This is a genomic window from Solwaraspora sp. WMMD1047, assembly GCF_029626155.1.
Classification (GTDB): domain Bacteria; phylum Actinomycetota; class Actinomycetes; order Mycobacteriales; family Micromonosporaceae; genus WMMD1047.
Genome location: NZ_JARUBL010000001.1, coordinates 6,164,197 through 6,184,199 on the forward strand (window position 1 = coordinate 6,164,197; position 20,003 = coordinate 6,184,199).

Annotated in this window: 18 protein-coding genes and 2 pseudogenes; 9 read left to right on the forward strand and 11 right to left on the reverse strand. The window is 74.2% G+C overall.

All coding sequences use genetic code 11. The annotated features are described in order from the left end of the window. Positions 1-401 precede the first annotated feature (401 nt). Positions 402-1,799 (forward strand): glycosyltransferase family 39 protein, encoded by a 1,398-nt coding sequence (locus tag O7627_RS28155; RefSeq protein WP_278098463.1) that lies wholly within the window; start codon positions 402-404, stop codon positions 1,797-1,799. A gap of 54 nt (positions 1,800-1,853) precedes the next feature. Here O7627_RS28155 and O7627_RS28160 read toward each other — a convergent pair whose 3' ends face one another. Next, complete coding sequence (locus O7627_RS28160) at positions 1,854-3,404, reverse strand: PAS domain-containing sensor histidine kinase (protein ID WP_278096483.1); 1,551 nt, start codon at positions 3,402-3,404, stop codon at positions 1,854-1,856. A gap of 152 nt (positions 3,405-3,556) precedes the next feature. Here O7627_RS28160 and O7627_RS28165 point away from each other — a divergent pair, with 152 nt between their 5' ends. Beyond that, positions 3,557-5,395, forward strand: coding sequence for a tetratricopeptide repeat protein (locus O7627_RS28165; protein WP_278096484.1), 1,839 nt, complete (start codon positions 3,557-3,559; stop codon positions 5,393-5,395). A 14-nt stretch (positions 5,396-5,409) separates the two neighbouring features. Here O7627_RS28165 and O7627_RS28170 read toward each other — a convergent pair whose 3' ends face one another. Further along, positions 5,410-6,996 (reverse strand): MDR family MFS transporter, encoded by a 1,587-nt coding sequence (locus O7627_RS28170; RefSeq protein WP_278096485.1) that lies wholly within the window; start codon positions 6,994-6,996, stop codon positions 5,410-5,412. A gap of 115 nt (positions 6,997-7,111) precedes the next feature. On the opposite strand from O7627_RS28170, the gene O7627_RS28175 reads away from it, so the two are divergent. Beyond that, entirely contained in the window at positions 7,112-7,687 is a 576-nt protein-coding gene (locus O7627_RS28175; RefSeq protein WP_278096486.1) for a TetR/AcrR family transcriptional regulator, read from the forward strand. On the opposite strand, the pseudogene O7627_RS28180 reads toward O7627_RS28175, so the two are convergent. The 7 genes and pseudogenes from O7627_RS28180 to O7627_RS28210 all read right to left on the reverse strand — a co-directional run. Further along, a pseudogene (locus O7627_RS28180) lies at positions 7,683-8,192 on the reverse strand (GNAT family N-acetyltransferase); the annotation flags it as partial. The gene O7627_RS28175 and the pseudogene O7627_RS28180 sit on opposite strands and share 5 nt — an antisense overlap. Continuing rightward, positions 8,189-8,404: a biotin/lipoyl-binding carrier protein gene (locus O7627_RS28185; RefSeq protein ID WP_278096487.1), complete on the reverse strand. Its 216-nt coding sequence runs from the start codon at positions 8,402-8,404 to the stop codon at positions 8,189-8,191. The gene O7627_RS28185 and the pseudogene O7627_RS28180, both read right to left, overlap by 4 nt. Positions 8,405-8,676: 272 nt before the next feature. After that, positions 8,677-8,961 (reverse strand): mycothiol system anti-sigma-R factor, encoded by a 285-nt coding sequence (gene rsrA, locus O7627_RS28190; RefSeq protein ID WP_278096488.1) that lies wholly within the window; start codon positions 8,959-8,961, stop codon positions 8,677-8,679. Between the two features lie 6 nt (positions 8,962-8,967). Next, positions 8,968-9,606 (reverse strand): annotated as a pseudogene (locus tag O7627_RS28195) (sigma-70 family RNA polymerase sigma factor); the annotation flags it as partial. A 509-nt stretch (positions 9,607-10,115) separates the two neighbouring features. Continuing rightward, on the reverse strand, positions 10,116-10,745 hold the full coding sequence (locus O7627_RS28200) for an alpha/beta family hydrolase (RefSeq protein WP_278096489.1): 630 nt from the start codon (positions 10,743-10,745) through the stop codon (positions 10,116-10,118). 125 nt (positions 10,746-10,870) lie between these two features. After that, positions 10,871-11,272 carry a WhiB family transcriptional regulator gene (locus O7627_RS28205; protein WP_278096490.1) on the reverse strand — a complete coding sequence of 134 codons (402 nt, stop codon included), beginning with the start codon at positions 11,270-11,272 and terminating at the stop codon, positions 10,871-10,873. A gap of 194 nt (positions 11,273-11,466) precedes the next feature. Further along, complete coding sequence (locus O7627_RS28210) at positions 11,467-12,186, reverse strand: SOS response-associated peptidase (RefSeq protein ID WP_278096491.1); 720 nt, start codon at positions 12,184-12,186, stop codon at positions 11,467-11,469. Positions 12,187-12,286: 100 nt separating this feature from the next. Between O7627_RS28210 and aroA the strand changes: the two genes are divergently transcribed. From aroA to O7627_RS28230, 4 genes are all read left to right on the forward strand, one after another. After that, a complete protein-coding gene (gene aroA / locus O7627_RS28215; RefSeq protein WP_278096492.1) occupies positions 12,287-13,597 on the forward strand; it encodes a 3-phosphoshikimate 1-carboxyvinyltransferase in 1,311 nt (436 codons plus the stop codon). Between the two features lie 169 nt (positions 13,598-13,766). Continuing rightward, positions 13,767-14,693 carry a ribosome small subunit-dependent GTPase A gene (gene rsgA / locus O7627_RS28220; RefSeq protein WP_278098464.1) on the forward strand — a complete coding sequence of 309 codons (927 nt, stop codon included), beginning with the start codon at positions 13,767-13,769 and terminating at the stop codon, positions 14,691-14,693. Between the two features lie 46 nt (positions 14,694-14,739). Next, on the forward strand, positions 14,740-15,531 hold the full coding sequence (gene hisN, locus O7627_RS28225; protein ID WP_278096493.1) for a histidinol-phosphatase: 792 nt from the start codon (positions 14,740-14,742) through the stop codon (positions 15,529-15,531). Between the two features lie 75 nt (positions 15,532-15,606). Beyond that, on the forward strand, positions 15,607-16,569 hold the full coding sequence (locus O7627_RS28230) for a hypothetical protein (RefSeq protein ID WP_347404722.1): 963 nt from the start codon (positions 15,607-15,609) through the stop codon (positions 16,567-16,569). Here O7627_RS28230 and O7627_RS28235 read toward each other — a convergent pair. Then, the gene (locus O7627_RS28235) at positions 16,488-17,768 is read right to left on the reverse strand and encodes a glycosyltransferase (protein ID WP_278096494.1); all 1,281 of its coding nucleotides are present in this window, start codon (positions 17,766-17,768) and stop codon (positions 16,488-16,490) included. The two genes, O7627_RS28230 and O7627_RS28235, sit on opposite strands and share 82 nt — an antisense overlap. Before the next feature lie 258 nt (positions 17,769-18,026). Between O7627_RS28235 and O7627_RS28240 the strand changes: the two genes are divergently transcribed. Next, a complete protein-coding gene (locus O7627_RS28240) occupies positions 18,027-18,698 on the forward strand; it encodes an ATP-binding protein (RefSeq protein WP_278096495.1) in 672 nt (223 codons plus the stop codon). Positions 18,699-18,735: 37 nt separating this feature from the next. Further along, the gene (locus O7627_RS28245) at positions 18,736-19,326 is read left to right on the forward strand and encodes a DUF5709 domain-containing protein (RefSeq protein WP_278096496.1); all 591 of its coding nucleotides are present in this window, start codon (positions 18,736-18,738) and stop codon (positions 19,324-19,326) included. Between the two features lie 10 nt (positions 19,327-19,336). Here the strand turns inward: O7627_RS28245 and O7627_RS28250 are convergent, their stop codons facing one another. After that, on the reverse strand, positions 19,337-19,972 hold the full coding sequence (locus tag O7627_RS28250; RefSeq protein ID WP_278098465.1) for a response regulator transcription factor: 636 nt from the start codon (positions 19,970-19,972) through the stop codon (positions 19,337-19,339). Positions 19,973-20,003 lie beyond the last annotated feature (31 nt).

A 20,003-nucleotide genomic window follows, 5' to 3' on the forward strand; every position in this document is an offset into this window, starting at 1 on the left:
GAGCGGCTGCGGTGACGAGCTGCTTCGGCGGGAGGCGCGGGGCGCGGCGGCGGCCCCGGGTTCATCGGGGCTCGGAGACGTCGATGTCGGAGAGCCGGCGCGGCGCGCGCCCGGGACGGAAGGGTCCCTGGGGCGTCAGTGGGCCGGACAGATCGCGCTGCGGACGCGGCCGTAGTCGACGTGCCGGCGGGACGTGAGTCCCACGGTCACGAAGCGGCGCTCGGCGGCGGTCATGTCAGCAATGTTCCCACACCGACCCGCCCCGGACCACAGTCATCGGCGCTGATCCCGCATGACGGACCCGCTGTGCCCGGGCTCACGCTAGCATCGTCATTATTCGGACTAATCCCTTTATCGTTGTTAATCCCGCATTCAGGGTACGCCGGGCCTGGCCCGGTCCGCTGGTCGTGCTGGCACCGGCCCTGCTCACCCTCCTGATCACCGGCCACCAGCTCGGCCGGGCCCCGCTGTGGCGCGACGAACTGGCCACCTGGAGCGCCGCCAGCCGACCACCGGCCGACCTGCTCCGGATGGCCGGCAACATCGACGGCGTGGCCGCGGCGTACTACCTGCTCATGCACGGTTGGATCCGGCTGTTCGGCGACTCGGCACCGGCCCTGCGGCTGCCGGCCGCGCTCTGCATGGCGGCCGCCGCCGGGCTGACCGCCCTGCTCGGCAGCCGGCTCTTCGACCCCCGCACCGGCCTGCTCGCCGGACTGCTCTTCGCCCTGGTGCCGAGCACCTCCCGGTACGGCCAGGAGGCCCGCCCGTACGCGCTGGCCACCCTCTTCGCCCTGCTCGCCACCCTGGCGCTGCGGCGGGTCCTGGACCGGCCCACCGGCCGGCGCTGGCTGGACTACGCCGCCACGGTGGTCGGGCTCGGGCTGGCCCATCTGGTCGCGCTGACCCTGCTGGCCGGCCACGCGGTGGCGGTCCTGCTCGGCTGGCGGGCCGGCCGGGACCGCCGGCTGCTGCGCTGGCCGCTCGCCCTGCTGCCGGCCGCCCTGCTGCTCGCCCCGCTGGCCGCGCTGGGCCGGGCCCAGCAGGACCGGCAACTGGCCTGGGTCGACCCGCCGACCCTGCTGGACCTCGCCACGCTGCCCGGCGCCGTCGCCCAGTCCGGGCCGGTCGGCGGGCTGCTGCTCGGGCTGGCCGCGCTCGGTGCCGCCACCCGGGGCCGGCGCGGCGCGGCGCTGGCCGGGTGCGTCCTACTGCCGGCGGCGCTGCTGTTCGCCGGTGGGCTGCTCACCCCGCTGTGGGTGCCCCGCTACCTGATCTTCGTCGTACCGTTCGGATGCCTGCTGGCCGCCGCGGCGCTCGGCCGGCTCCGGACGGCGGCCGCCCTGCCGATCGTGGCGCTCGTCGGCCTGCTCGGCGCGCCGGACCAGGCGGCCCTGCGGCGGACCCACGAATCACCCCGGTCGGCGCCGATCGACCACCCGGCCGCCGCGCGGATCATCGGCGCGCACCGCCAGCCCGACGACGGCATCGTCTACGCCCCCCGCGACGGCTGGGCCCTGCTCGACGTCGCCACGGCGTACCACCTGCGCGGCGACCAACCCCGCGACCTGCTGGCGGTACGCGACCAGCGCGACCGGGCGGACTTCTGGGTGACCCCCTGCAAGGAGCCGGCCCGCTGTCTGGCCGGCACCGACCGGGTCTGGCTGCTGGTCACCGGCGAACGGTCCGACCCGCTCGCCGTCCTGCCGGCGGCGCAGGCCGCCGCGTTACGGGACGGCTTCGGCGTGGACCGGGTCTGGACCGTGCCCGGGCTGACCGTCGCGCTGCTTACCCGCTGATCCCGCCGGCACCCCGCCGGCCGCCGGCACCCCGCCGGCCGCCGGTTGCCGCTGTCAGCGGCGCTCCAGCGGCACCGACAGCACCGCCTCGGTGCCGCCCTCGGCACGGTTGCGCAGCTCGATTGTGCCGCGCAGTTCGCCGGTGGCGAGCGCCCGGACGATCTGCAGGCCGAGCCGGCCGCCGCTCTCCGCGTCGAACTCCGACGGCAGGCCCCGGCCGTTGTCGGCGACCACCACCTGCAACTGCTTGCGCAGCCGGCGGGCCGTCACCACCACCTCCGGCGAGCCGGCCACCCGGCCGTTCTCGGCGGCACCACCGTCCGCGGTCGCCGGGTCGTCCTCCTCCACCGGCGGGAAGCCGTGCTCGACGGCGTTGAGCAGCAGCTCGTTGAGGACCATCACCAGCGAGGTGGCGATCTCGGCCGGCAGCACCCCGAAGCTGCCCTGCCGGCGCATCCGGATCGTCGCGTCGGCCACCGACACCTCGGCCGCCGCCACCGCCACCCGGTCCACGATCCCGTCGAACTCGACCGCCTCGTCGGAGGACATCGAGAGCGTCTCGTGGACCAGCGCGATCGAGGCGACCCGGCGGACCGACTCCTCCAGCGCCGACCGGGCCGCCGGGATGCCGACCCGACGGGCCTGCAGCCGCAGCAGGGCGGCCACCGTCTGCAGGTTGTTCTTCACCCGGTGGTGGATCTCCCGGATGGTGGCGTCCTTGGTGATCAGCGCGCGGTCCCGGCGGCGCACCTCGGTCATGTCCCGGACCAGCACCAGCGCGCCGATCGGCACCCCCGCCGGCATCAACGGCAGCGCCCGGGTCAGCACGATCGCCCCGCGGGCCTCGATCTCCCGGCGCGGCGGCGCCTCACCGCGCAGCGCGGCCAGCACCCGGTTGGCGGCCTCGGTCCCCTCCAGCGGGTCGGCGGCGAGCCGGCCGTTGAGCGCGGCGAGGTCCTCGCCGACCAGGTGCGCGGCGAAGCCGAGCCGGCGGTACGCCGACTGCGCGTTCGGGCTGGCATAGGTGACCTTGCCGTTCGCGTCCAGCCGGATCAGCCCGTCGCCGACCCGGGGCGCGCTGGTGGTCTCGCCGGGATGCCGCAGCGGCGGGAAGGTGCCGTCGGCGACCATCTGGGCCAGGTCGTCGGCGGTGGTCAGATAGTTGAGTTCGAGCTGGCTCGGGGTCCGCGCGGTGGAGAGGTTGGTGTCCCGGCCGACCACCGCGATCACCTCGCCGGGCTCCCCGCCGGCGGCCCGCAACCGGACCGGGATCGCCTCGTGCCGGGCCGGCGTGTCGCCATACCAGACCGGGTCGCCCTCCCGCCAGATCCGGCCCTGGTGGTACGCGATGGTCAGGTGCGCCACCTCCGGCCCGCCGAAGATCCGGCCGACCTGGTCGTCCTGGTACGCCGTCGGCGCGGTGGTCGGCCGCACCTGGGCCACGCAGACGAACGACTCGTCGCCGCTGACCGGCACCCAGAGCAGCAGGTCGGCGAAGGAGAGGTCGGAGAGGAGTTGCCAGTCGCCGGCCACCCGGTGCAGGTGGTCGATGTCGACCGGACGCAGCCGGGTGTGCTCCTCGGCGAGATCGCGCAGCGTGGACACCCGGCAAGCCTGCCACGTTCCGGCCCCGGGCGGGACCGGCGACCCGCGCGGGTGGCGACCTCCGACCCAACCGCTCTAGGCGGCCCGATCCACGTGCTCTAGGCTGCGCAACCCAGGGAACTTCGTGAAAGGTCGACATCGTGTCCGAGGGAATGGACGATCCACGACTGTCGGCCGAAGGGGAGCTGGCGCTGGCCCGGCTGGCGCTGGACGAGGGCGACCTGACCCACGCCGCCGGCCACCTCTCCGGCGCGATCGCGTACGCCCCGACCATGCCCGAGGTGCACGAGGTGCTCGCCCAGCTCGCCGCCCGCACCGGCGGCGGCCTGGACCTCTTCCCGCTCGACCACCACCCGTTCATCGGCACCGTGGTGGCCCGCGCCCACCTGCTGGCCGCCGCCGGCCAGCCCGCCGAGGGCCTGGAGCTGCTGGCCGCCGCCACCGGCCACGCCCCGGTCGCGGACTGGGCCGGGGTGCCGTGGGTGGGTGCGCCGGACCTGCCGGGCCGGCTGGACCCGGAGCGGCTGGCCCGGGTGCTGATGCAGATCTGCGCCGGGGTGCCCGATCCGGTGCCGGAGTCCGACCGGGGTCCGCTGCGGCCCTACCTGCGGCTGGCCGAGCACGCGATCGAGGCGTACCCGCACAGCGGCCTGCTGCTCGGCGCCGGTTCCGCGCTGGCCCGTCGGGCCGGTGAGATCGACGTCGCCGTGGACTGGGCGCGGCGGGGGGTGCGGCACTGGCCGTCGAAGCTCGCCGAGGTCTGGCTCGGGTACGCGTACCGCAGTGCGGGCCGGACCGGTGAGGCGCTCGCCGCCCTGCACCGCGCCGTCGAGCACGACCCCGACGACCTCTCCGTGTACGCCGACATCGCCGGCACGCTCGCCGACAACGGCCGACTCGACGAGGCGCTGCGCTGGACCGACCGGGCGTTGGCCCGCAACCCGACGTTCGACTGTGCGGTGCACACCGCGCACCGGCTGCGGTACCGGCGGGACGGCGCGCTGGCGCACCTGGTCGCGCTCGCCGACTTCCAGCGCGACCACCCGGACGACTCGCACGAGCACAGCGACCTGGCCGAGTGCTGCCACGGGCAACCGTGGCTCAGCCAGCTTCCGGCGGCCAGCGAGGCGGTGGTGGCGGTGCTGCGTCGGGTGCTCGCCACCGACGCCTCACCGGCCGGCGGACGGCTGCGGTTGACCGGGCTGGAGCCGCCGAGCGCGATGCGCGCGCTGGCGGCCACCTTCCCCGACCTGGCCGTCACCGTCGCCGAGGTCGCCGAACCGGACCTGCGGGAACCGCGCCGGTCCCCGGTGCGCCGGCTGTGGCGGTACCACGGCACCACCGCTGTGCCGGCGGCGCCGGTACCGTCCGCGTCGGCCGTCGAGCGGATCCGGCAGCTCGCCCACCCCGCCTGGCCGCACCCGCCGGCCGTGTACGACGCCGCGGTGGGGCTCGCCACCGTCGACCTGGACGATCTGCTCGGCCTGCTGGTGCACCCGCCGGAGCCGCCGGCCACCCCGCTGGGTCGGACGCTCACCGAGCACGATCCCACCCTCTGGGTGCGGTCGGTGCAGGTCTGGGCGTGCCTCGGCCTGCTGCATCACCGGGCCGACGAGCCGTGGCCCGACTCGACCCGGCGGCGGGTGCTGCTCGACCTGGTCTGGGGGATCGAGGACTGGACCACGGAAGCCGCCCTCTTCGCACTGGTGACCGCCGGCTGGGTCGACCCGGCGGCCCGGTCGGACGTGGCGGGGATCGTCGCCGAGCGGCTGGCCGACGCGGCCGAGGTGGCCCGGCACCGGCCGGTCTCGATCGCCCGGTCGGTGGCCCAGCTCGCGCTGGCCACCCCGGGGATGTCCGACGCGGCGAGGGATGCGGCCCGGCAGTTGCTGGCCGCGACCGACCCACCGGCCGGTCGCGCCGGCTGGTTCACCCGGTTGGTCAACTGGCTGACCGGTCGCCGGCGTGGTCGGTCGACGGCGCACCGCTGACCGACCCACGCCAGTCAGGCCACCGGGGCCTTGCTGAGCGCCACCTCGGCCTGCTCCTCCGGCGTCTGGCGGTCGGTCGGCACGTTGTTCGTCGACCGCAGCGGGATTTCCTTGATGAACCAGGCGAGCACCGGGACCGCGACCGCGAACAGCACCGCCCACACGAAGACCCCGGCGATCGAGCCGGCCAACCCGCCCAGCACGGTCTCCCGCAGTTGCGCGGGCAGTTCCCGCAGCGCGGCCGGATCGACGCCGGTCTCGCCGCCACCGCCGGCGATGTACTCGCCGGCGGGCGAGGACTGCAGGCGGCTGTTGAAGACCGCGCCGAACAGCGAGATGCCGAGCGAGCCGCCGATCGACCGGAAGAAGGTGGCCGCGCCGCTGGCCGCCCCGAGGTCGCGCTGCTCCACGCTGTTCTGCGCGATCAGCATCGAGGTCTGCATCAGGAAGCCCATCCCGACGCCGAGCACGATCATGTAGAGCGCCGACTCGACCCGACTGGTCCCGGCGTCCAGCAGCGTGAACAGGACCATGCCGGCGGTCAGGAACACGCCGCCGATGATCGGGAAGATCCGGTAGCGGCCGGTGCGGGTGATCGTCCGGCCGGCGACGATCGACGTGGCCAGCATCCCGAACATCAGTGGCAGCAGCAGCAGCCCGCTCTCGGTGGCGGTGGCGCCCTGCACGGTCTGCTGGAACAGCGGCAGGAAGTTCATCGCGCCGAACATCGCGAAGCCGAGCAGGAAGCCGACCGCCGAGATGACCGCGAAGTTGCGGTTGGCGAACAGGCCCAACGGCAGGATGGGTTCGGGTGCCCGCCGCTCGACCAGGACGAACGCGCCCGTGCTGAGCACGGTCAGCGCGACCAGGCCGAAGATCTGTGCCGACGCCCAGGCGTACTCGTTGCCGCCCCAGGTGGTGATCAGCACGAGCGCGGTGATGGCGGTGGAGAGCAGGCTCGCCCCGAGCCAGTCGATGCGGTGCTCGGTGCGGTAGCGCGGCAGGTGCATCCTCGTGGCCAGCAGCACCAGCGCCGCCCCGCCGAGCGGCAGGTTGATGTAGAACGCCCAGCGCCAGGAGAGGTTGTCGGTGATGAAGCCGCCGGTCAGCGGTCCGGCGACCATGGCGATGGCCATGATTCCGGCGATCATGCCCTGGTAGCGCCCGCGCTCGCGGGGCGGCACCAGGTCGCCGATGATCGCCATGACGCCGACCATCAGACCGCCGGCGCCGAGGCCTTGCAGCGCCCGGAACGCGATCAGCTGGATCATGCCGTCGCCGGGTCCGCCGAGCAGCTCCGAGCCGGCCATGCCGCACAGCGCCGATCCGAGCAGGAAGATCCCGATCGAGGTGAGGAAGACCGCCTTGCGGCCGTACAGGTCGCCGAGCTTGCCCCAGATCGGGGTCGACACCGTGGTGCCGAGCACGTAGGCGGTGACCACCCAGGTGAAGTGGTTCAGTCCCCCGAACTCGCCGACGATCCGGGGCAGCGCGGTGCTGACGATCATGTTGTCGAGCATCGCCAGCATCATGGCGATCATCAGGCCGGCCAGCACCACCCTGATGTTCGGCGGCGCCGCCGCCCGCTGGGTATCGGTCATCGGTAGGCTCCCCCTGAGCTGTGACCCACTTACTTGCCGTCCGGCTAGTCTACTTACTAGCCGGACGGTAAGCTTGCGGTCGGCGGACGTCAAGCGGAATTGGGGAGTGGGGACGGTGACCAGCGGCACACCCGGCAACACCAGGTCGCGCATCCAGGCCATCGCGCTGGAGCTCTTCACCGAGCAGGGGTACGAGAAGACCTCGCTCCGGGAGATCGCCGAGCGGCTGGGGGTGACCAAGGCCGCGCTCTACTACCACTTCAAGAGCAAGGACGACATCGTCAACAGCTTCGTCTCGGACCGGATCAGCCGGCTGGACGAGCTGGTCAAGTGGGCCGAGGACCAGCCGCTGGACGCCGCCGGCCGGCGGGCGGTGCTGCGCCGCTACGCCGACGAGCTGTTCGGCGACGAACACCACACGGTGATGCAGTTCTTCGAGCAGAACCAGACCGTGCTCAAGAGCCTGGCCGCCGGACAGATGATGCGGGAGCGGTTGATGCGGATCGCCAGCCTGCTGGCCGGTCCGGACGCCGCACCCACCGCCCAGGTCCGCGCGGCGATGGCCATCTTCGCCGTGCACAGCTCGCTGTTCGCGATCCGCGACTCGGCGGTCAGCCTGGCGGAGCGGCGGCGGATCGCCCTGGAGATCGGGGACGAACTGCTCGACCGGGTCCCCGATCCGCCGCGCTAGCCAGCTCGAGCCGCAGCGCGACCAACTCCACGCCGGGCGCCGGTGACCAGTCCAGCTCGGGGACCCGCCGGAAGCCGAGCCGGGCGTAGAGCCGGTGCGCCGGCGCGGAGAAACTCCGGGCGGAGATCACCAGGGCCCGGCAGCCCAGGCCCACCGCGCGGTCGACGCAGGCCCGGACCAGCGCCTCGCCGGCTCCCCGGCCCTGCGCCGCCGGGTCCACCGCGAGCATCCGGAACTCCGCCTCACCCGCCCTGGACAGCTCCGCGTACGCCGAACCGGGCAGCACGAACGTCACCGAGCCGAGCAGTTCGCCGGTCGGCTCGTCGACGGCCACCAGCACCTCGCCGGCCGCCGCCCGGGCCGGCACGTCCGCCAGCACGGCGGCGTAACCGTGCTCGCCCCGCAGCTGCCCGTCGGCCTCGTACGCGGCCACGGTGAGCCGGGCGATCGCGGCGTGGTCCGCCGGCTCGGCGGGGCGGACCCGAAGCCGGTGGCCGGTGGTCACCCGATGACGGCGATCAGGTCGCCGTCGGAGACCACGTCCCCCTCGTTCACCGCCAGCCGCTCGACCACGCCGTCCGACTCGGCGACAACCGGGATCTCCATCTTCATCGACTCGAGGATGACAAGCGTGTCGCCCTCGGAGACGGAGTCACCGGTCGAGACGACGACCTTCCAGACGTTCGCCACCATCTCGGCCCGGATCTCGTCGGCCACGATCCCGCCCTCCCTCGTCGACGCGTGTGCCCTGCGACGGTATCCAACCACGTGGCGGCCCGTCCGGTGTGCGCACCCGACGGACTAGCATCATCGGGTCAACTCCCGACCGAGGGAGAACGTGTCCGAACGGGAGGCAGCCAGCCATGGCGAAGAAGTCGCGCAAGAAGAAGGCCCGGAAGAAGAGCGCCGCCAACCACGGCAAGCGCCCCAACTCCTGACCGGTCCACCGGTCGCGGACCCGCCCGGACCCGGCCGTCGGCCGGGCCGGGTCAGTCCGGCAGGTACTCCCGGGAGTCGGTCTCGAAGACCAGTTCGGTGAGGCGGGCCCGCAGTCGCTCGCGCAGCTCGACCGGTGCGGTCTCGTTGCCGCAGCAGCGGGCGACCAGCTCCTTGACCTCCCGCTCGATGCCGTACTCACGCAGACACGGCGAGCACTCGTCGAGGTGGTGGCGGATCAGGAACCGGCGTTCGTCGGCGCACTCCAGGTCGAGGTAGAGGTAGACCTCAGCCAGTACCTCGCGGCAGTCCGTCTCGTGGGGTTCACCGCAACTCATGGTGCCTCACACCTCCCGGCCGGCTGCGGCGGACTTGGTCGACGGCGACGGGGTGGACCTGAAACCCCGCTCGGCAGCGTAGCGCTCCAGCAGCTTGCGTAGGTTCCGCCGGCCGCGGTGCAACCGCGACATGACCGTGCCGATCGGCGTCCCCATGATGTCGGCCACCTCCTTGTAGGAGAAGCCCTCGACATCGGCGAGGTAGACGGCGAGCCGGAAGTCCTCCGGCAGCTGCTGCAACGCGGCCTTCACGTCGCTGTCCGGCAGCCGGTCCAAGGCCTCGGTCTCGGCCGAGCGCAGCCCGCTGGAGGTGTGCGACTCCGCCTCGGCCAGCTGCCAGTCGGTGATCTCCTCGGTCGGCGCCTGGACGGGTTGCCGCTGCCGCCGCCGGTAGGAGTTGATGTAGGTGTTGGTCAGGATGCGGTAGAGCCACGCCTTGAGGTTCGTGCCCTCCTCGAACTGGTGGAAGGCGGCGAACGCCTTCAGGAAGGTCTCCTGCACCAGGTCCTCGGCGTCGGCGGGGTTGCGGGTCATCCGCAGGCCCGCCGCGTACAGCTGGTCGACGAAGGGCAACGCGTCACGTTCGAAACGCGCGCGCCGGTCCTCCGTTCTCTCCGGTCGGGTCAACCGCACGTCCCCTCGGCTCGATCGCGCCCCGGTCGACGGCCCGCCGGCAACCCGGCGGCCCGCGGAGCGCGCCACCGGATCCGCCGGCGTCGTCGACGCCAGAAAACCGGTGGACTGTCCCGCCGAGGATACGCGGAAAGTGGACGCGGTACCGGACGTTCCGGGGGCTGTGCCGCCACTCACCCAGGGCAGACCGGTCACCCCGGGTGATGCTCCGGTCGCGCCGGCCCAGCCGGTCGGCGGCCAGGCGGGACCGGCCACCGGGCCGGCCGGCCACGGTCGTCGACCGCCCCGATCTGGACTCCTCGTCTGCGTCGGCACCGGCCAACCCCCTCGCCATCGTGAGCTTCCGGAGGTTGTAACGCTGCGCGACGGCCGGAGAATTCCGGCGGTCCCGCCCCAACCTGGCCCCGGCCATGGGCGAGCCCACCGCTGGGACCAGGAAGGGCCTGGGAGGATGACGCCGCTCCCGCCGGGCCCGGCACGGACCCGGCAAGCCGTCCGGCATCAAGAAATGCAACGACCGCCTACGCCGGTGGACACGGGCCGCGATCCGCCCAGCCGTGCCCGCACAGCCAGCCCACCACGACCGCCGCCACCCCCGCCGGGTCCCGCCGCAGGTCGTGCCGCTCGCCGGGGCGGACGACCACCTGGACCGGCCCGCCGCCGGGCGGCAACCCGAACGGGTCCCGGTCCCCGTTGACCACCAGGGTGGGCAGCCCGGTGGCCAGCTCGGCGGCCCGGGACCGTTCCGGACGGCCCGGCGGATGCAGCGGGAAGGCCAGCGCGACGATCCCGACGGCGCCGACCGCCGACGCGGTCCGGCAGGCCACCCGGGCGCCGCTGGAACGTCCACCGACCACCAACGGACCGGCGACGTCGGCCCGCAGCGCGGCGAGGACGGCCGCCCATGCCTCGTCGAGCTGTCCGGCCGGTGCCGGCGCTCGCCGCCCGGCCACCCGGTAGGGCTGGGTCACCCGGGCGACCGCCACGCCGGCCGCAATCGCCGCGTCCCGCACCGCGACCAGATCGGGCGCGTCCACGTCGCCGCCGGCCCCGTGACCGAGCACCAACAGGCTGACCGGGTCACCGTCGGGCCGGTCGTACGTGACCCGGGCAGGTCCCCTCGGCGTGCTGATCTCGCTGGTCCGGCGCATTCGACAATTGTGCCGGCCGACGGCGTCCGACGATTGGCGACCGCGCGGAATCGAGCGATGACCAACCGCACGGCCCCGATTACGGCCGGCGGTCGGGTAATGACCGGGCGCGGCCGGAACCGGCGTCAGGCGTCGGCCCGCAACGGCACCAGGGTGAGCAGCCGGTCCCGCACCGGCGGACCGGCGTCGTCGCCGGCCTCCGGATCCCGCCGGACCTGTCCGCGCCAGGCGACGAGCATCGCCCGCCGCTCGCGCGGGGTGGTGCCGCCCCAGACCCCGTGGCAGTCCCCCACCTCCAACGCCCAGGCCAGGCAGGGTCCCGCAACGTCGCAGGTCCGGCAGAGCGCGACCGCGGCATCCGCCGGCTCGCTGGGCGCCGGGAAGAACGTCTCCGGGTCCACGTTCTGGCACACGCCCCGGGTGCGCCAGGCATCGTCGAGATGCCGCTCGCTGAGGGCCCGAACCAACCTCGGGTCCCGCCGTGCCGCGGCAACCTCGTGCGGGCGTGGCATCCGCGCCCGTGTCATCAACCCACCTCCCCCGTGGGGCCGGCAACATCAGTGGGACTCGTCCGCACGGTGCGAATCGACACCCACTGCCGGCGCTGTGTTCTATCGCAGAAACCGGCCCGGAGACAAGAGGCTTCACGAAGCTGCCGAAAAGTCTTGGTGGCGATTCAGCTCCAAAGCCGACAAATTAGTACGCGCCAATGCCCGCCGGCTCAGAAAAGCGTCAGCTCCGCGGGCTCCTCGGGCGGCGCCCCGAGTGGCGCGGCGGCCACCCGGGCGACCAGACCCGGACCGTCGTTGCGGACGTCCCCCACGGCCGGGCCGACCGGGCGCAGCTCGATCCCGGTGAGGTCCGCCGGCTCCGGCGGCGCGAGCAGCTCGGCGGCGGAGTCACCGAGCCAGCCGGCCCAGTGCCGGGGCGGCAGCACCAGCGGCATCCGGTCGTGCACCAGGGCCAGGTCCCCGACCGCCTCGGTGGTCACCACGCTGCAGGTCAGGACCGGCTCGCCGGCACCGCTCCAGACCGACCAGAGACCGGCGAAGGCGAGCACCCCGCCGTCGGCACGGGTCATGAAGTACGGCTGTTTGGCGGCGCCGTCCCGGCGGACCCACTCGTACCAGCCGTCGGCCGGCACCAGGCACCGGCGCCGCGCGAACGACCGGGCGTAGCCGGCCGTGGTGGCGACCGTCTCGGCCCGCGCGTTGATCATCCGGGCGGCGCCCCGGGCGTCCCGCGCCCAGGACGGCAGCAGCCCCCAGCGGGCCACCGACAGCGCCGAACCGCCCAACCGGGCGGAGACCCGCACGATCGGCACCGGATCGGTCGGCGCGACGTTGTAGTCGGCGGTCAACCGGCCGCCGGTGTCGTCGTACGCCTCGAAGAGCGCGCTCAGGTCCACCGCGCTCCTGGTGGTCGCGTACCGGCCGCACATGGGGCAACGCTAGCGCGGGGGACCGACAGCCCGCGTCCCGCGAAGCGGGAGCCGCCGACCGCACCGCCCGGACGCCGACCGGGACCGGCAGACTGGTCCGGTGGCGAACCTCACCGCGACCCGCCCACCGCAACCGTGGCAGGCGCCGACCGCGTCCGACCCGGTCGGCACCACGCTGCGCCTGCCGGGCTCCAAGTCGATGACGGCCCGGGCCCTGATCCTCAGCGCGATCGCCACCGGCCCGTCCACCCTGCGCCGCCCGCTGCGCGCCCGGGACACCGAACTGATGGCCGGCGGCCTGCGCGCCATGGGTGCCCACGTCTCCATCGTGGACGACGAACGCTGGCTGCTGCGGCCGCACCCGCTGCGCGGGCCGAGCCACGTCGACGTCGGCCTCGCCGGCACCGTGATGCGTTTCGTACCGCCGATCGCCGGCCTCGCCGACGGGCCGGTCACCTTCGACGGCGACCCCGTCGCCCGGACCCGCCCGCTCGGCCCGCTGATCGCCGCGCTGCGCTCGATCGGGGTACGGATCGACGCGCCGGGCGCCGGCAGCCTGCCGCTCACCGTCCGGGGCACCGGCCGGGTCACCGGCGGCGAGGTCGTCATCGACGCCTCGGGCTCCAGCCAGTTCGTCTCCGCGCTGCTGCTGGCCGCGCCCCGGTTCGAGCGGGGCGTCGTGCTGCGGCACGTCGGCCCGCCGGTGCCGTCCGCGCCGCACCTGCGGATGACCGTCCAGATGCTGCGGGCGGCCGGCGCCGGCATCGACGACACCACCCCGGACGTCTGGGTGGTGGAGCCGGGCCGGCTCACCGGCCGCGGCTGGGACATCGAACCGGACCTCTCCGGCGCGCTGCCGTTCTTCGCCGCGGCGCTGGTCACCGGCGGCCGGGTGACCCTGGCCGGCTGGCCGCCCAGCAGCCTGCAACCCGTCGACCGGCTGCGTGAGCTGCTCGGCCAGCTCGGCGGGGAGCTGTCTCTGGACACCGAGGGGCTGACGGTACGCGGCACCGGCGTCGTACACGGGCTGGACGCCGACCTCTCCGACGTCAGTGAGCTGACCCCGGTGCTGGCGGCCCTCGCGGCGCTGGCCGACTCGCCGTCCCGGCTGCGCGGGGTGGCCCACATCCGGGGCCACGAGACCGACCGGCTGGCCGCCCTCACCCGCGAGCTGACCGGCCTCGGCGCCGAGGTCATCGAGTCGCCGGACGGGCTGGAGATCCGGCCCCGACCGCTGCACGGCGGGCAGTTCGCCACCTACGACGACCACCGGATGGCGCACGCCGGCGCGGTCCTCGGGCTGGCCGTGCCCGGAATCAGCCTGACCGACGTGGCGTGTACCTCGAAGACCCTGCCCGAGTTCCCGGCACTATGGTCAGCGATGGTGACCGGCGGGAGCGATCACCGGTAGTGCCGCGGCTACGTGGCACCACCGGCCGCTCCCCGGACTAGAGGGAGCCGAGCTGGCCGGCAGGCGACGCGAGTACGACGAGGACGACGTACGGGTCCGGCCCGGCCGGTCGTCCCGGCCGCGTACCCGGACCCGGCCCCGGCACGCCGACGCGGTCGAGGGCTTCGTCATCGCCGTCGACCGGGGCCGCTACACCTGCGTGCTGCTGCCGGCCGACGCCGCGGACGAGCCGGTCACCGCGATGCGGGCCCGCGAACTCGGGCGCAGGTCCGTGGTGGTGGGTGACCGGGTCTGGCTGGTCGGCGACACCTCCGGGGCCAGCGGCGCGCTGGCCCGGATCGTCCGGATCGCCGAACGCAGCTCGGTGCTGCGCCGCACCGCCGACGACGACGACAGCACCCCGGAGGGACGGCTGGAACGGGTGGTGGTGGCCAACGCCGACCAGCTCGTCATCGTCAACTCGCTGGCCGACCCGCCGCCCCGGACCGGGTTCATCGACCGCTGCCTGGTGGCCGCGTACGACGCCGGGATCGAGCCGCTGCTCTGCCTGACCAAGTCCGATCTGGCCGGGCCGGAGCAGGTCCTGGGCTACTACGCCGAGTTGGACCTGCGGCACGTGCTGGTCGGCCCGGACGCCGACCTGACCGACCTGCGGGCCATCCTCACCGGCCGGGTCTCGGTCCTGGTCGGGCACTCCGGGGTGGGCAAGTCGACGCTGGTCAACCGGCTGGTGCCGGACGCCGACCGGGCAGTCGGGGTGGTCAGCGCGATCGGCCGGGGCCGGCACACCTCGACAAGCGTCGTCGCGCTGCCGCTGCCCGCGGACCGGGCGGCCGACGGCGGTCCGGGGTGGATCATCGACACCCCGGGGGTACGCAGTTTCGGGCTCGCCCACGTCTCGGCCGACAGCCTGCTGCACGGCTTCCCCGACCTCGTCGAGGGGACGCTTGAGTGCCCGCCCAACTGCGAGCACACCACCGGGGAGGACGACTGCGCGCTGAGTGCCTGGGTGGCCGCCGGCAACGCCGACCAGCGTCGGCTGGAGTCGTACCGGCGGCTGCTGGCCTCCCGGGCCGGCGACACGGAAGCGCAGTGACCCCCCGTCGCGGACCGGGGACGCGGCGATCCGTTACGTTTCCGCCATGGCCCGCTACGCCGACGACCTCTCCCTCGCGCACGTGCTGGCCGACACGGCCGACTCGATCTCGATGACCCGCTTCCGGGCCACCGACCTGCGGGTCGAGGCCAAGCCGGACCTGACCCCGGTCTCCGACGCGGACACCGCCGTCGAGCGGGCCATCCGGGCCACCCTGGCCCGGACCCGCCCCCGCGACGGGGTGCTCGGCGAGGAGTTCGGCGCCGCCGAGGCGGCGGCCGGCCGGGGTGGCCGGCAGTGGGTGGTCGACCCGATCGACGGCACCAAGAACTTCGTCCGCGGGGTGCCGATCTGGGCCACCCTGATCGCGCTGCTCGAGGACGACCAGCCGGTGGTCGGCCTGGTGTCGGCGCCCGCGCTCGGCCGCCGCTGGTGGGCCGCGACCGGCCACGGCGCATACGCCGGCCGGCACACCGCCGCCGCCACCCCGATCCGGGTCTCCGGGGTGAGCCGGCTCGGCGACGCGAGCTTCTGCTACTCCTCGCTCACCGGTTGGGAGGAGAACGGCCGGCTGCCGGCGGTCCTGGACCTCATCCGGCAGTGCTGGCGCAGCCGGGCGTACGGCGACTTCTACGGCTACATGCTGGTCGCCGAGGGCGCGGTGGACATGATGGTCGAACCGGAACTGTCCCTGTGGGACATGGCCGCGCTGATCCCCATCGTCACCGAGGCCGGCGGCGCCTTCACCGACCTGGCCGGGCGGCCCGGACCGGGCGGCGGCAGCGCCGTGGCCAGCAACGGCAGGCTGCAGGAGGAGCTGCTGCACCGGCTCGGATGACCATCGCGCGCGGCCGGCCCGGGCAACCTCTATCCTCGCCGGGTGGTGTCGACGAGTTGGTGCTTCCTGGCGGCGATGATCGTCGCCTACGGGGTAGCCAATCTGCTCCAGTCGGTCGCCGCGACCCGCACCTGGGTACACCACACGTTCGACCCCGGGCTGCTGCTGCGGCTGGCCGGACACCGTAGCTACCTGGTCGGGGTGGCCTGTCAGGTGCTCGGCTTCGGGCTCGCCTTCCTGGCCCGCCGGGACCTGCCGCTGTTCCTGGTCCAGGCCAGCGTGGCGGCCGGGCTCGGGGTGACCGCCGTGCTCGGCGTGGTGGTGCTCAAGTGGCGGCTGCCGGCGGCCGAGGTGGCCCTGCTGATCCTGCTGCTGGTCGGCGTCACCGCGCTGGTGCTGGCCGCCCGGCCGGCGGCCGCCGCGCAGCTCGGCACCGCCGGTCTGGTGGCGCTGACCGGGACGCTCGCGGTGATCGGCGCCGCCGGCGCCTTCGCGGTACGCCTGCACGGCGCGCCCGGCTCGGTCGCCCTCGGCGCGCTGGCCGGCCTGGCCTTCTCCGCCGCGGCGGTGGCCGCCCGCCCGCTCGCCTCGGCGCCCTCGTTCGACGCGTTCCTGCGCGACCCGCTGCTCTACCTGCTGATCGCCCACTCCCTGGTGGGTCAGCTCCTGCTCGGGCTGGCGATGCAGCGCGGCTCGACGACGGCCGCGGTGGCGGCCATGGACGCCGCCGGCGCGGTGCCCGCGGCGATCGTCGGCCTGCTCCTGCTCAACGACAAGATCTGGCCCGGCCGGGAGTGGCTGGCCGCGGTGGGCTTCCTGGTCACCCTGGCCGCCGTGCTCGGTCTGACCAGGTACGCCGCGCCGCAGCACCAACCCGCCGCCGGCCCCCGACCGACAGCGGCCGATCCGACAGCGGCCGAACCGACGCCGGCCGATCCGGCGCTGGTACCGGCCGGTCAGACCTCCACCGGCCGGCGGCGGCGCACCACCCGCTCGTACAGCCGCTCCAATGCGCCGGCCGTCCGGTCCCAGGTGTAGCTGCACCGGACCCGGTCCACGGCCGCGTGCCCGTACGCGAACCGCTCCGCGTCGTTGGCCAGCAGCCGGCGCAGGGTCACCCCGAGGCCGTGCACGTCGCCCGGCGGGACCAGCCGCCCGGTCACCTCGTCCACGACGGTGTCGGTGATCCCGCCGAGCGAGTAGCCGACCACCGGTACGCCGCAGGCCATCGCCTCCAGCGGGATCCGGCCGGCCGAGGCGTACCGGGGGGTGCAGGCGACCAGGTCGGCCGAGCGGTACCAGGAGGGCAGTTGATCGTGTGGGACGCCGCCGACGATCCGGACCTGGCCGGCCACCCCGGCCCGGTCGGCGAGCTGGCGGAGCCGCCGCGCCTCGGCGTGGTCGGCCAGGCTGGCCTCGGCCGGGCCGCCCGCGATCACCAGCTCGGCGTCGCTGACCAGCCGCATCGCGCGGATCAGGTCGTCCTGGCCGTGGCCGGGGGCGAGCCCGCCGACGGAGAGGATGCGGGGTCGCCGGCCGCGCTCCTCGGCCTCCCCCTCGGGGGTGAACCGGGCGGTGTCGACGCCGGCCGGCACCACGGCCACGGCGGCGCGTTGCAGGCCCATCCGGGTCAACTCGTCCACCTCGTCGGTGCACTGGGCGACCGCCATGTCGACCGCCCGGGTCAGCGCGAGTTCCAGCGGGATCCGCTCCCCCGGGCCCGAGTACGCGTCGCCGAGGTGGCGGAGCTGTTCGACGCCGAGGGAGTGGAAGGTCTGCACCACCGGGATGTCGGTCTCGCGGACGGCGTTGGCCGCCGCCAGGCCGCCGACCCAGAAGTGCCCGTGCACCACCTCCGGGGCCCACTCGCCGGCCCACCGGTCGGTGAGCCAGCGGCCGATCTCCGGCACGTAGGGCACCAGTTCCCCGGTGGGGATGCGGTCGGCCGGGCCGACCGGAACCCGTTCCACCCGGTAGCCGGCGACCTCGGTGGCCGGTGACAGGTCCGGGTGGTCGCGGCGTTCGTACACCCGTACGTCGTGGCCGCGGGCGGTCAGCTCGGCGGCGACCTGGGCGATGTGCTGGTGGGTGCCGACCTGCTCGGCCGGCCGGCCGCCGCCGCGCCGCCGATCGGACCGACGATCATGCTGGTCGGTCGCAGGATCATGCTGGTCGGCGGGGTCCGACCCGAGGTGTCCGAGCGCTCCGGTGTGAGCACAGACCAGGCCGACGCGCATGGACCACCTCCGGCTGGGTCGACGAGCGGGTGCTTTCCCTCCGGGGAGAGCGGCTGCCCTCCGGGGCGGCTGACTCCGGCGGGGAAAGGTCTTCCGATCAGAGGCTCCCATTAACCCGCCCGCGCCGAGCCGAAACGTGTCAACTGCCACGGCGCCGGACGGCCGGCCGGGGCGGATCTTCCGACAGACCGGCCGGATGCGGACGGGCGGAGACGAGGGCACAATGGAACGATCATGTCGACCGACGTACGTTTTACGGTGGAAAGGGACGAACTACACACCCTGCTCCGCCTCATCGGGGTCCTCGACCAACCGGCGACGGCTACCGTACGTGACGAGCTGTTGACCCAGCTGGCTGACCAACCGACCGCGGTCGCGATCGACATCTCCGGCCTGCGGGTCGCCGAGCCGGCCGTGCTCGGCCTCTTCGCCGAGGTGGTCGAGGAGGCGGCGGAGTGGCCGACCGGCCGGCCGCTGCTGTCGTACCGTCCGGTCGGCGACCGGGACCTCGCCCGGCTCGGCGCCGACCTCCCGCCGGCCCGGCGACTCAGTGCCGAGCTGGCGCCGGTGGTGGGCGCCGCCCGGGCCGCCCGGGAGCTGATCACGGAGGGTTGCACGCGCTGGGGGTTGCGGCAACTCACCGACTCGGCCTGCCTGGCGGTGACCGAGCTGGTGAACAACGTGGTGGTCCACGCCCGGACCCGGATGACCGTCCGGCTGGCCTGGCGGGCCGGCGCCCTGCGCCTCGCGGTCCGGGACTACTCGACCCGGCACCCGAACCCGGTCGGACCGGCCCCCCCGACCTCGCCGGGCGGCCGTGGGCTGCTCCTGATCGAGAGCGCGGTACGCCGCTGGGGTGCCACCGGCCTGACCGACGGAAAGGTCGTCTGGGCGGTCCTGTACCCGCAGGACGAGCCCGCCCTCGGGTAACCGGTTACTGCCGGGAGGCAGTGGGTAGTGACGAGTCATGCGCGATCACGAGTACCCGACGCCGGTGTCCGACCCCGAGGCCGAAGGGCTACCCGACACCGCGGACGACGACACCAGCGCCGACGATCCGGCCGAGAGCGGTCGGGAGGCGGACGGATACGACCCCGCGCCCCTGCCGGCTGACCGGCCGGTGGCGGTGGACCGGTTCGGCACCACCCCGGAGGAGCAGCTCGACGGCGAACCCCTGGACTACAAGATCGATCGGGAACGGTCCGACGTTCCGGTGAACGACCCGCTTTCCGCGCCCGCCGACCACCGGTTGGGGTTGGAGGCGGACAGCGACGAGGCCGCGGCCGAGGCCCAGCTCGACGCCGACGTGCTCGACCCGGGTCCCACCTCGGATCCGGACTCGCCGGTGTCGATCTACGACCACGGCAACCTGGACGGCTCGACCGGCGATCCGGTGGGCCGCATCGTGGAGCCGGACGAGGGTGCCCGGTACGACGACCAGACCGACTCGGTGGCCTTCGACGCCGGCCCGGCCGGCGGCGGCGCCAGCGCCGAGGAGCTGGCCGTGAACGAGACCCCGCCCCCGGACTCGACCGGTAACACCCCGCTGCCCGACTGAGCGGGCGGGCTCACTCGTCGAGTCCGCGTTCGATCGCGTACCGGGTGAGCTCCACCCGGTTGTGCAGTTGCAGCTTGCCCAGCGTGTTCTGGACGTGGTTCTGCACCGTCCGGTGCGACAGCCCCAGCCGGGCCGCGATCTGCTTGTACGACAGCCCCTTGGCCACCAGCCGCAACACCTCGGTCTCGCGATCGGTGAGTCGCGGCTGATCCTCGGCACCGCCGCCGGCCGGTTCGGTGGCCAGGCGCCGGTACTCGCCCAGCACCAGGCCGGCCAGCCCGGGGGTGAAGACCGCCTCCCCGGCGGCGGTCCGCCGCACCGCCGCCAGGAACTCCGCCGGGCCGGCCGACTTGACCAGGTAGCCGGCCGCGCCCGCCTTCACGGCGTCGAGCACGCTCTGCTGCTCACCGCTGGCGGAGAGCATCAGGACCCGGACGCCGGGGAGCACCTCGCGCAGGCCGCGGATCACCTCCACCCCGGAGATGTCGGGCAACTGCAGATCGAGTACGACCACCTCCGGTCGGGCGGCGGCGGCCACCCGGACCGCCTGGCGGCCCTCGCCGACGGCGGCGACCACGGTGTGCCCGGCCTCGGTCAGGTCACGGGCGACGCCCTCCCGCCACATCGGATGGTCGTCGACCACCATCACCCGGATCGACACGCCTGCCCTCCCCAGC